This is a genomic window from Ruegeria sp. BHSA191, from assembly GCF_059613325.1.
Window position 1 is genome coordinate 64,002 of the sequence record NZ_JBXWSH010000019.1, and the last position, 11,314, is coordinate 75,315.

The window sequence follows — 11,314 nt, forward strand, 5'->3', positions numbered from 1 at the left end:
GAAGATACGGAGAGAGACATGTCTGCAAAGGACGTCAAATTCGATACCGATGCCCGCAACCGCATGCTGAAGGGCGTCAACATCCTGGCTGATGCCGTCAAAGTGACCCTGGGCCCCAAAGGCCGCAACGTGGTGCTGGACAAATCGTTCGGCGCGCCGCGGATCACCAAGGACGGTGTTTCGGTCGCCAAAGAAATCGAACTGGAAGACAAGTTCGAAAACATGGGTGCGCAGATGGTGAAGGAAGTCGCCAGCCGCACCAACGACGAAGCCGGTGACGGCACCACCACCGCAACCGTTCTGGCTCAGGCCATCGTCAAGGAAGGCCTCAAGCAGGTTGCAGCCGGCCTGAACCCGATGGACCTCAAGCGCGGCATCGACATGGCAACCGCCAAGGTCGTCGAAGCCATCAAAGCCGCTGCCCGCGAAGTCAAGGACAGCGACGAGGTTGCGCAGGTTGGTACCATCTCGGCCAACGGCGAAGCTGAAATCGGCCGCCAGATCGCAGACGCGATGCAGAAGGTCGGCAACGAAGGCGTCATCACCGTCGAAGAGAACAAAGGTCTGGAAACCGAGACCGACGTCGTCGAAGGCATGCAGTTCGATCGCGGTTACCTGTCGCCCTACTTCGTGACCAATGCCGACAAGATGATCGCCGAGCTGGAAGACTGCATGATCCTGCTGCACGAGAAGAAGCTCTCGTCTCTGCAGCCGATGGTTCCGCTGCTGGAGCAGGTGATCCAGTCGCAGAAGCCGCTGCTGATCATTGCCGAGGACGTTGAAGGCGAAGCGCTGGCAACCCTGGTTGTCAACAAGCTGCGTGGCGGCCTGAAGATTGCTGCCGTCAAGGCTCCGGGCTTCGGCGATCGCCGCAAGGCCATGCTGCAGGACATCGCAATCCTGACCGGCGGTCAGGTCATCAGCGAAGAACTGGGCATGAAGCTGGAAAACGTTACCATCGACATGCTGGGTTCGGCCAAGAAGGTCACCATTTCGAAAGACGAAACCACCATCGTCGACGGTGCTGGCGAGAAGGCCGAGATCGAGGCACGCGTTGCCCAGATCCGCGCCCAGATCGAAGAAACCACCAGCGACTATGACCGCGAGAAGCTGCAGGAGCGCGTTGCCAAGCTGGCCGGCGGTGTTGCCGTGATCCGCGTCGGTGGCATGACCGAGGTTGAAGTGAAAGAGCGCAAGGACCGCGTGGACGACGCTCTGAACGCAACCCGTGCGGCCGTTCAGGAAGGTGTCGTCGTGGGTGGCGGTGTTGCCCTGGTTCAGGCCGGCAAGGCGCTGGGCGACGTGAAAGGCGCAAACGCCGATCAGGACGCAGGCATCAACATCATTCGCAAGGCCATTGAGGCTCCGCTGCGCCAGATCGCCGAGAACGCAGGCGTCGATGGTGCCGTGGTTGCCGGCAAGGTCCGCGAATCGACCGATCCGGCCTTCGGCTTCAACGCCCAGACCGAAGAGTATGGCGACATGTTCAAGTTCGGCGTGATCGACCCGGCCAAAGTGGTGCGGACCGCTCTGGAAGACGCAGCCTCGGTTGCCGGTCTGCTGATCACCACCGAAGCCATGGTTGCCGACAAGCCCGCCAAGGAAGGCGCTGGCGCCGGTGCCGGCATGCCCGACATGGGCGGCATGGGCGGCATGATGTAAGCAATCGAATTCGCCTCGGCGAATTCGACCTCCCGATCAGGGAGCATCTGCTGAAGATGATGCGGGGTCGCCTTCGGGCGACCCCGTTTTTTTGCCGCGCACCGATGCACGCGGCGGACCGGTCGAAAACAGAAGATGTCGCGGGCGAAAGGAATGGGGTGAGTGTCGGCGATGAAACGGCTAAGGAGGGGGCATGCGACTGATTGCTCTGACCACTTTGACCATGTGCGCCTTTGCGGCCAACTCGGTCCTGACCCGGGCCGCTATTGACGGTGGCGCCAGCGACCCGGCCGGGTTCGCGGTCGTGCGGGTCATGTCCGGAGCCGTGGTTCTAGCCTGCCTTGTGATGCTGCGCTCTGGCCGGTTGCGGCTGTGGCATCCCCGCCGCATCGTCGGGGCAGGGGCGCTGTCCCTCTACATGGTCGGATTTTCCGCCGCCTACCTGACATTGGATGCCGGGCTTGGGGCACTGATTCTGTTTGGCGTCGTGCAATTGTCGATGTTCGCGGCCAGCAGCCTTAATGGGGCGGCTGCGGATAGGCGGCAGGTGGCGGGAGCGGTGGTCGCGATGGCCGGGCTGACTTGGGTCCTGTGGCCATCGGGCTCTGTTCGGGTGGATCCGACAGGCGCGGCTCTGATGGCTGCCGCGGGGGTCGGCTGGGCCGCGTATTCCCTTGCGGGTCGCACTGAAGGTGATCCGCTGGCGGGTACGGCCGCCAATTTCGTATGGGCGCTTCCGGTCACTGCGACCGTGCTGCTGGCGATCGGTGGCACATGGCACCTGACCCCTTGGGGTTTTGCGTTGGCCGCTCTCTCTGGCGGTGTCGCCTCGGGGCTGGGGTATGCTCTGTGGTATCGCATCCTGCCGTTGATGGCCCCGGCTCAGGCGGCGGTCGTGCAACTCAGCGTACCGGTGATCGCCATCGTCGCGGGGGCGGTTTTGCTGAACGAGGCGCCCGGAGCGCGGCTTGTACTGGGCGCCGGTCTTGTTCTTGGCGGTATTCTGGTGGCGGTCTTGCAGCCGAAAGCCAGCCAGACCTTTCCTCGGTCGGGATAAAGCATTATCTGGCGGGAATGCGTTTTCTGATCGTCATCCTTCTGTGCCTGACGCCTTCGCTGGCGCACGCCAAATGCGTGGTTCTTCTGCATGGGCTTGCCCGGACCGAGGCATCCTTTTCGGTCATGGAGGAATTGTTCGAACTGCACGGTTATGACGTCGTGCGCCCGGGCTACCCTTCGACCGACCTGCCGATTCCCGAATTGGCGGACCAGACCTTGCCAGCGGCCTTTTCGGCCTGCAACGGCGACACGGCGAACGTGGTGGCGCATTCGATGGGCGGCATCCTGCTGCGCTATTGGCTGCAGGATCATCGCCCGGAAAACCTGGGCCGCGTGGTCATGCTGGGCCCGCCCAATCAAGGTAGCCAGCTGGTCGACGAACTAGGCGATCTCGAGGTGTTCGGCCTGTTGAACGGGCCTGCGGGACTGCAGCTGGGAACAGGCTCCGAGGGCATCCCCCGACGCCTGCCACCGGTGGATTTCAAACTCGGGGTGATCGCCGGGGAAAACTCGTTGAACCCTGTCTTTTCGGCGCTGGTCGACGGGCCGGACGACGGCAAGGTCGCGGTCGAGGAAACCAAGGTCGAAGGCATGGCCGACCACATCGTCTTGCCGGTGACACACACCTTCATGATGAACAACCCGCGGGTCATGGCCCAAGCGCTGCATTTCATCGAATACGGATCTTTCGACCGCAGCATCACCTGGCTGGACGGTGTTCTCGATATCATCGATGAGATCTGCATCGGCCAGGACTGCGGCGAACCCGACTCGGAGCCCACGCGGTGACCGCATTGGAACTGACCTTTACCGGGGCGCAGGTCCTGCACCCTGACTGCGGACTTGTCGGTGACGACCTCTCGATCGCCGATGGCTTGATCCAAGAAGGCGGCGGTGCGCAGGTCGTTGATCTGAACGGCTATCTGGTCCTGCCGGGCATCATCGACCTGCACGGCGACGGGTTCGAGCGTCACATCGCCCCGCGCCGGGGGGCCATGAAGCAGATGGACGAGGGCATCCGTGCCGCCGAGGCCGAGCTGGCGGCCAATGGCATCACCACCGCCGTGCTGGCGCAATTCTACAGCTGGGAGGGCGGCGTGCGCGGCCCTCGTTTCGCCGCCGACGTGTTCCGCGCGATCGCGGCGGTGAAGGGCAGTGTGGTCACTGACCTGATCCCGCAGTTGCGGTTCGAAACCCACCTGCTGGACGATTATGCCCACCTGCCGGGGCGCATCGCCGAGTGGCAGGTGCCCTATGTCGTGTTCAACGATCACCTGCCGCATGACCGTCTGGCGCAGGGGCGCACCCCGCCGCGTTTGACAGGGCAAGCGCTCAAGGCCGGTCGCAGCCCCGAGGCGCACCTGAAGATGCTGCAGGCGATGCATGCCCGGACCTCCAAGGTACCCTCTGCGCTTGATGCGCTGTGCGCGGCGCTGGCCCGGCAAGGCGTGCGTCTGGGCAGCCATGACGACGCGACGGCAGAGGCCCGTTCCCACTGGCGCAAACGCGGCGTGCATATCGCCGAATTTCCCGAAACGCTCGAGGCGGCCGAGGCAGCCAAGGCTGCGGGCGATCACGTCATTCTGGGCTCGCCCAACGTGGTGCGGGGCGGATCGCACAAGGGCAATGTCAGCGCGCTGGACCTGCTCGCCATGGGTCTGTGCGATGCGCTGGCGTCGGACTACCACTATCCCAGCCCGCGCAGGGCGGCGCTGATGCTGATGAAATCGGGGCTGATGGATCTGGCGGGCGCATGGGCGCTGGTGTCGTCGGGGCCAGCGCGGGTACTTGGCCTTGAAGACCGCGGGTCGCTGCAACCCGGCAAACGCGCCGATCTGGTCATTCTGGACGCTGAAACGCAGCGCGTGGCGGCAACCATCGCCGGCGGCCGGGTCAGTTTCCTGTCGGGGGATATCGCCGGGCGGTTCGTCGCCGCGGCGCGCTAGCGTTTGATCCGGTTGAAATGGCCCATCTTGCGGCCCGGCTTGACCTCGGCCTTGCCGTAGAGGTGCAGGGCCACGTCACGCTGTTGCGCAAGCTCGGGCACGCGGTCCATATCGTCGCCGATCAGGTTCTCCATCACCACATCCGCGTGACGCTGCCCGTCGCCCAGCGGCCAGCCGGCAACGGCGCGGATATGCTGCTCGAACTGATCGACCGCGCAGCCGTTCTGCGTCCAGTGACCCGAGTTGTGAACGCGCGGCGCGATCTCGTTCACGATCAGGCCCTGCGGTGTCACGAACAGTTCGACCCCCATGACGCCGACATAATCCAGCGCGTTCAGGATATTCGCGGCCAGCAGCACCGCGTCGGTCCGCAGGGCGGGGGACAGGCGCGCGGGCACTGTGGTCGTGTGCAGGATGCCGTCGCGATGCACGTTCTCGCCGGGGTCGAAACAGGCCACCTGGCCGTCCAGCCCGCGGGCGGCGATGATCGACACCTCGTGGCTGAAATTCACGAAGCCTTCCAGGATCGCGGGTGCACCCTGCATGTCGGCCAGCGCGGCCCGGGCGTCCTCGGGCGTCTTCAGCCGCGCCTGCCCCTTTCCGTCATAGCCGAAGCGGCGGGTCTTGAGGATCGCCGGCGTGCCGATCCGTTCGATGGCGGCCTGCAGGCTTTCCAGGTCGGTCACATCGGCAAAGGGTGCGGTGTTCAGGCCCAGACCTTGCAGGAATGTCTTTTCGGTCAACCGGTCCTGGCTGACCCGCAGCGCCTCGCGGCCGGGCCGGATGGGGCGGTACAACTCCAGAACGTCCAGCGCCTCGGTCGGGATGTTTTCGAACTCGTAGGTGATGACATCGACGGATTGCGAAAAAGCGGCTAGCGCCTCGGCATCCTCATAGGATGCGGTGGTCACGCGATGCGCCACCTGGCCCGCGGGCGGGTTGGCGCCCGGCTCAAAAATATGGGTCACGAAGCCCAGTCGCGCCGCGGCCATCGACAGCATCCGGCCCAATTGGCCGCCGCCCAGAATTCCGATCACCGCGCCGGGCTGCAAGGGGCTACTCATCGCGGGGCTCCTCGGGGATCGAGTCCGACAGTGCCGCACGCCAGGCGTCCAGCCGGTCGGCCAAGGCTGCGTCCTGCAGGGCCAGAATGCCAGCGGCCATCAGGCCGGCATTGGCGCCGCCGGCCGAACCGATGGCCATGGTCGCAACCGGAAAGCCCTTGGGCATCTGCACGATGGAATAGAGCGAGTCGATACCGGACAGCGCCCGCGTCTGAACTGGAACGCCGATCACCGGCACCCGCGTCTTGGACGCCATCATGCCCGGTAGGTGCGCGGCACCGCCAGCGCCGGCGATGATCACCTGAAGCCCGCGCTGCACGGCGCTCTTGCCGTACTCCCACAGACGGTCCGGCGTACGGTGGGCCGAGACGATTTTGGCCTCGTAGGCCACACCCAGTTCGTCCAGTATCTCTGCAGCGCCTTTCATGGTGGGCCAGTCCGACTGGCTGCCCATGATGATTCCGACCTTGATCTCGCTCATCTGCCCTGTTCCCCGCCTGCGTTAGGAAGCGCGCACTATAGTGAAATCCGCTTGCGTGGCAATGCGGTTGACCGCGCCGGATCAGGCGATGATGTCAGGGGTCAGGCGATCCTCGATCAGCCGGATGATGTCCTTCAGGCGCAGCTTCTGTTTCTTCAGCCGCTTCACCGTCAGCTGATCGGCGGTGCCGGTCGCCTCGAGCGCCTTGATCGCCTCGTCCAGGTCGCGGTGCTGCTGGCGGAACACCTCCAGTTCGACGCGCAGAACCTCGTCGGTTTTCATCGAAATGTCGGTGGGCGCATTCATGGGCGACTCATTCGTGGCTGGTGGTGCGTGACCCACAGAATAGTGCGTTCGGGTGAAATCTCCTAGACCTTGTGGTCGGCCGTATTTCACCCCATATTCTGATGTGTGCGGTTGCCGACTTGGGGCCGCGCATCACGTCGCTTTGACAAAGAAGGACGAGAAAACGTGTCAAAACTTACTCTTGGCTCATACCCGCATCTTCTGGGGTTCGAGCAGTTGGAACGCCTTTTGGAACGGTCCGCAAAGGCCGGAAACGAAGGGTATCCGCCCTACAACATCGAACAGACATCCGATCACTCGTACCGCATCACCCTGGCCGTGGCCGGGTTTTCCGAAGACGACCTGTCGATCACCATCGAGGATCGGCAACTGGTGATCCGGGGCCGTCAACGCGACGACAGCGAGGGGCGCGTGTTCCTGCATCGCGGCATCGCGGCCCGTCAGTTCCAGCGCATGTTCGTTCTGGCCGACGGGGTCGAAGTGGGCGAGGCCATCATGGAAAACGGTCTGCTGCACATCGACCTGACCCGCGCCGTGCCGGAAGCCGTGGTGCAGACGATCAACATCAGGAAAGGGTAAGCCATGAATACACCGTATGAAATCAACACCGAAGGCGATCGGATCGTCTATGTGAAAGCCGTGGACGTGGCCAAGCTGCCGCATGAGGTGCGCGCGCAGGCCGGAGATCTGGAACATCTCTATGCCGTCCACAACTCGGATGGGCAGCAATTGGCGCTGGTTGCCGACCGCAAGCTGGCCTTCGTTCTGGCCCGCCAGCATGACCTGTCGCCGGTGGCCGTGCACTGACACGGCCCGCGACGGCGCAGTTCAGGCCGCGCGAATGGACATACTCCCACCCGCAGGGCCCGGCCCTGAGCGCAGACCGACAGGGCACGAGGGCACATGAGCTGGTTCGAATTCGATTGGGTGGACGCCTTCAGCGACCGCGCCTTTGGCGGAAATGGCTGTGCGGTCGTGCATGAGGGTGCACATCTGCCCGTTTCGGTCTGCACAGCCTTCGTCCGCGAAACCTCGTTGGTGGAATGCACCTTTACCGGCCCTTCGGACGTGGCCGATGTCCGGGTGCGCTATTTCCTGGCCAGCCGTGAAATTCCCTTTGCCGGTCACCCGACCATAGCCACCGTGGCCGCGATGCGCAGTCGCGGGCTGATCTTGGGCAACACCCTGACCCTGGAAACCGGTGCGGGGATCGTGGGCATCCGTTTGGATGGCGACCAGATCGAGATGACGCAGGTCGCGCCGGAGTTCGGCCCGCATGTCGCGCCCGAGCTGGTGGCGGCCGCCATCGGGCTGCCCGCCAGCGCGATCGTTTCGCCGCCGCAGGTGGTTTCGACCGGGCTGCCGTTCTGCATTACCGTCCTGCGCGATCACGCGGCCCTGCGCGCGGCACAACTGAACCTGGATGCGCTGCGCCAAGTGGCGCAGACGGCGGGCTATTCAGGCGCCGACATGGCCGAACCTTTCCTGGTGACGCTGCAAGGCGCAACCGAGGCGGGCGACACGTTCTCGCGCCTGCTACTGGCCCCGCCCAGCCCGCCGGAAGACCCGTTCACCGGATCGGCCACCGGCGCCATGGCGGCGTATCTGTGGAAATACGGGCTTATGGCCAAGGACAGCTTTGTCGCCGAACAGGGCCACGACATGGGTCGCCCGGGGCAGGCCGTCGTCACCCGCGTGGGGCCGCCGGATGCGATGACGGGCATCAAGGTCGCCGGGTGCGGGTTCGTCCTGATGCGCGGCCAGACCGACCTGCCGGACACCCTGCAATGACCGAATCTGCGATCGCGATCCTGCCCTACGGCCACCGTCTGGGGCCGAAACTGACATCGGTGCCGCTGTCCGATCTGATCTGGCCTTTGGGCTGCCCCGAGCGGTTGACGGGCAAGACCGTGGGCGACCTGACACCATCGGACCATCTGCTCATGTATCCCAACTCGACTGTGCATTTGCGGCTGCGGCGCGGCACGCGGGCGCGGATATCTCTGATGATGGGCGAGCCGTCGGCCATCCATGGCAAGCATGACCGGATGCTGCGATGGACCTGGCGGCGATTCTTCCGGGTGTTCACCTTCCACGAGGTGTTGCTGGACAGCTTGCCCAACGCGGTGTTCCTGCCCTATGGCGTGACCCAGGTGCCCGATTGGCGCGACTTGGACGTGACCAAGCACCGGTCGTGCTCGCTGATCGCCTCGGCCAAGCGCGATCTCGAGGGGCATCAGCTACGCCATGCGGTGATCGACTGGGCGCGCGAAGCGGGGGCCGATGTCGACATCATGGGCCGTGGCTACAACCCGTTCGAGCGCAAATCCGACGGGCTGGCGCCTTATCGCTATTCGGTCATCATCGAAAACGTGCGTGAGCGGAACTACTTTTCAGAAAAACTGACTGACGCGATCCTGTGCGCGACCGTGCCGATCTATTGGGGCTGCCCGAATATCGGTGATTTTTTCGATACCAAGGGCATGATCCTGTGTAACAGCCAAGCCGATATCCAGCGTGCGATTCAATCGGCGTCCGAAGAGGATTATCAATCACGCCTGCCGCATCTGCGGGCCATACAGGACAAGGCGGCGTGGTTCGGCGATTTCGAAACCCGCGCGGCACAGGCCCTGCGTGACGCCTTGCGCGGCTGACGATCACCTTTGGCGCCGGACCAAAAAGAAAGGCCCCCGGAAACCGGGGGCCTCTGAACTTTGGGGCAGCTCGGATCACGACGCCGCGATCAGCCCCATGCTTTCCAGCTTCAGCAGAACTTGGTGGGCGCAGTTGTCCACGTCCACATTCTCAGTCTCGACCCGCAGTTCCGGGTTTTCGGGCACGTCATAGGGGTCCGAAATTCCGGTGAATTCCTTGATCTTGCCTTCGCGCGCCAGCTTGTACAGGCCCTTGCGGTCGCGGCGCTCGCATTCCTCGAGGCTGGTGGCCACGTGGACCTCGCAGAAGGCGCCAAACTGCTCGATCTCCTCACGCACGTCGCGGCGTGTGGCCGCGTAGGGTGCGATCGGGGCACAAATGGCAATGCCGCCATTCTTGGTGATCTCGGAGGCCACATAGCCGATGCGGCGGATGTTCAGGTCGCGGTGTTCCTTCGAGAAGCCCAGTTCCGAGCTGAGGTTCTTGCGGACGATGTCACCGTCCAGCAGCGTGACGGGACGGCCGCCCATCTCCATCAGCTTGACCATCAGAGCGTTGGCGATGGTCGATTTGCCCGAGCCCGAGAAACCGGTGAAGAAGACGGTAAAGCCCTGCTGGCTGCGCGGCGGATAGCGGCGGCGCAGCTGCTCGACCACCTCGGGGAACGAGAACCACTCGGGGATCTCGAGCCCTTCGCGCAGACGGCGGCGCAGTTCGGTGCCCGAGATGTTCAGGATCGTGACGTTGTCCTTGTCCTCGATCTCGTCCGCGGGTTCGTACTGGGCGCGCTCCTGCACATAGACCATGTGTTTGAAGTCGACCATCTCGATGCCGATCTCGTCCTGGTATTTGCGGAACAGGTCCTGCGCGTCGTAGGGACCATAGAAGTCCTCGCCCTGGCTGTTCTTGCCCGGGCCGGCATGGTCGCGGCCGACGATGAAATGGGTGCAGCCGTGGTTCTTGCGGATAAGGCCGTGCCAGACCGCTTCGCGCGGGCCTGCCATGCGCATCGCCAGGTTCAGCAGGCTCATCGTAGTTGTCGAGGCCGGGTATTTGTCCAGCACCGCCTCATAGCAGCGTACGCGGGTAAAATGATCAACATCGCCGGGCTTGGTCAGGCCTACGACCGGATGGATCAGCAGGTTGGCCTGCGCCTCACGCGCGGCACGGAAGGTCAGTTCCTGATGCGCGCGGTGCAGCGGGTTGCGGGTCTGAAACGCGACGATGCGGCGCCAGCCCAGCTTGCGGAAATAGGCGCGCAGCTCGTTCGGCGTGTCGCGGCGGGCTTTGAAGTCGTAATGCACCGGCGGCTGGATGCCGGTCACGGGACCGCCAAGGTAAACCTTCCCGGCCACGTTGTGCAGATAGTTGACGGCCGGGTGCGCCAAGTCGTCAGCACCGAAAACCTTTTCGGCCTCGCGCGACTTGTCCGGGGTCCAGCGGTCGGTCACCGTCATGGTGCCCAGGATCACGCCTTCTTGGTCGCGCAGGGCGATGTCCTGACCCAGCTCGATCTGTTCGGCGAACTCTTCACTGACATCCAGTGTGATCGGCATCGGCCAAAGGCTGCCATCGGCCAGGCGCATTTTCTCGACCACGCTGTCATAGTCGGCTTCGGTCAGGAAACCCTTGAGCGGGTTGAACCCGCCGTTCATCAGCAGTTCCAGGTCGCAAATCTGGCGCGGGGTCAGATCCCAGCTGGTCAGGTCGGCGGCTTCGACCTTCAGCTTCTGTGCGGATTCATAAGAAACATACAGCTCCGGGATCGGGGCCAGATTACTCAACATCGTCATTGCAATACTCTTGTCGCAGTGTGGTTGCTTGGTGATTCAGGTGCGTTCCGTGGGGGCATGTGCCCCGGTCGGTGAGCAAAGTCCACACCGTTTCATGAAACAAAGGAGGATATGCGCGGTTTTTGCCGGTTTTGGAAGAATTTTCCCCGAAAATCTCGCGAACGTAGCCAGATTTCTGCAAATCGCCGACAATCGGGTCAGTCGGCGATGATTTGTTCCGCGGGCGCCAGCAAAGTGTTCAGATCGCTGGCACGTTCAACCGCCAGCGCGGCCAGCGGTTCCGACACGCCGCGCAGCAGGAAACTTCGCAAGGTCAGCGCATCGGTCGCGACCCCCGCCGCGCGCAAC

At 63.7% G+C, this 11,314-nt stretch carries 12 protein-coding genes; 8 read left to right on the top strand and 4 right to left on the bottom strand.

What is annotated here, in order from left to right; all coding sequences use genetic code 11:
- Positions 1–18: 18 nt before the first annotated feature.
- The 4 genes from groL to AC2FNS_RS16075 all read left to right on the top strand — a co-directional run bounded on the left by groL (position 19) and on the right by AC2FNS_RS16075 (position 4,667).
- On the top strand, positions 19–1,662 hold the full coding sequence (groL, locus tag AC2FNS_RS16060; RefSeq protein ID WP_496678602.1) for a chaperonin GroEL: 1,644 nt from the start codon (positions 19–21) through the stop codon (positions 1,660–1,662).
- Positions 1,663–1,855: 193 nt separating this feature from the next.
- Entirely contained in the window at positions 1,856–2,719 is an 864-nt protein-coding gene (locus AC2FNS_RS16065) for a DMT family transporter (protein WP_496711264.1), read from the top strand.
- A 17-nt stretch (positions 2,720–2,736) separates the two neighbouring features.
- A complete protein-coding gene (locus tag AC2FNS_RS16070) occupies positions 2,737–3,510 on the top strand; it encodes an alpha/beta fold hydrolase (protein ID WP_496711263.1) in 774 nt (257 codons plus the stop codon).
- A complete protein-coding gene (locus tag AC2FNS_RS16075; RefSeq protein ID WP_496711262.1) occupies positions 3,507–4,667 on the top strand; it encodes an alpha-D-ribose 1-methylphosphonate 5-triphosphate diphosphatase in 1,161 nt (386 codons plus the stop codon). Before AC2FNS_RS16070 ends, AC2FNS_RS16075 begins: the two co-directional genes overlap by 4 nt.
- Here the strand turns inward: AC2FNS_RS16075 and AC2FNS_RS16080 are convergent.
- From AC2FNS_RS16080 to AC2FNS_RS16090, 3 genes are all read right to left on the bottom strand, one after another.
- A complete protein-coding gene (locus AC2FNS_RS16080; protein WP_496711261.1) occupies positions 4,664–5,731 on the bottom strand; it encodes a 5-(carboxyamino)imidazole ribonucleotide synthase in 1,068 nt (355 codons plus the stop codon). The genes AC2FNS_RS16075 and AC2FNS_RS16080 overlap by 4 nt on opposite strands.
- On the bottom strand, positions 5,724–6,212 hold the full coding sequence (gene purE / locus AC2FNS_RS16085) for a 5-(carboxyamino)imidazole ribonucleotide mutase (protein WP_496711260.1): 489 nt from the start codon (positions 6,210–6,212) through the stop codon (positions 5,724–5,726). The genes AC2FNS_RS16080 and purE overlap by 8 nt, the downstream gene beginning before the upstream one ends.
- An 81-nt stretch (positions 6,213–6,293) precedes the next feature.
- Entirely contained in the window at positions 6,294–6,518 is a 225-nt protein-coding gene (locus tag AC2FNS_RS16090; protein ID WP_005981552.1) for a YdcH family protein, read from the bottom strand.
- Between the two features lie 165 nt (positions 6,519–6,683).
- Between AC2FNS_RS16090 and AC2FNS_RS16095 the strand changes: the two genes are divergently transcribed.
- The 4 genes from AC2FNS_RS16095 (at position 6,684) to AC2FNS_RS16110 (ending at position 9,172) form a co-directional block, all read left to right on the top strand.
- Entirely contained in the window at positions 6,684–7,097 is a 414-nt protein-coding gene (locus tag AC2FNS_RS16095; protein ID WP_149776452.1) for an Hsp20 family protein, read from the top strand.
- Positions 7,098–7,100: 3 nt separating this feature from the next.
- Positions 7,101–7,325, top strand: a complete 225-nt coding sequence (locus AC2FNS_RS16100; protein ID WP_496678593.1) for a DUF1150 family protein — start codon at positions 7,101–7,103, stop codon at positions 7,323–7,325.
- A gap of 96 nt (positions 7,326–7,421) precedes the next feature.
- Positions 7,422–8,309, top strand: coding sequence for a PhzF family phenazine biosynthesis protein (locus AC2FNS_RS16105; RefSeq protein WP_496797485.1), 888 nt, complete (start codon positions 7,422–7,424; stop codon positions 8,307–8,309).
- Positions 8,306–9,172 (top strand): hypothetical protein, encoded by an 867-nt coding sequence (locus tag AC2FNS_RS16110; RefSeq protein ID WP_496678591.1) that lies wholly within the window; start codon positions 8,306–8,308, stop codon positions 9,170–9,172. Before AC2FNS_RS16105 ends, AC2FNS_RS16110 begins: the two co-directional genes overlap by 4 nt.
- 75 nt (positions 9,173–9,247) lie before the next feature.
- Here the strand turns inward: AC2FNS_RS16110 and AC2FNS_RS16115 are convergent, their stop codons facing one another.
- Complete coding sequence (locus AC2FNS_RS16115) at positions 9,248–10,966, bottom strand: bifunctional sulfate adenylyltransferase/adenylylsulfate kinase (RefSeq protein WP_496797486.1); 1,719 nt, start codon at positions 10,964–10,966, stop codon at positions 9,248–9,250.
- Between the last annotated feature and the right edge of the window lie 348 nt (positions 10,967–11,314).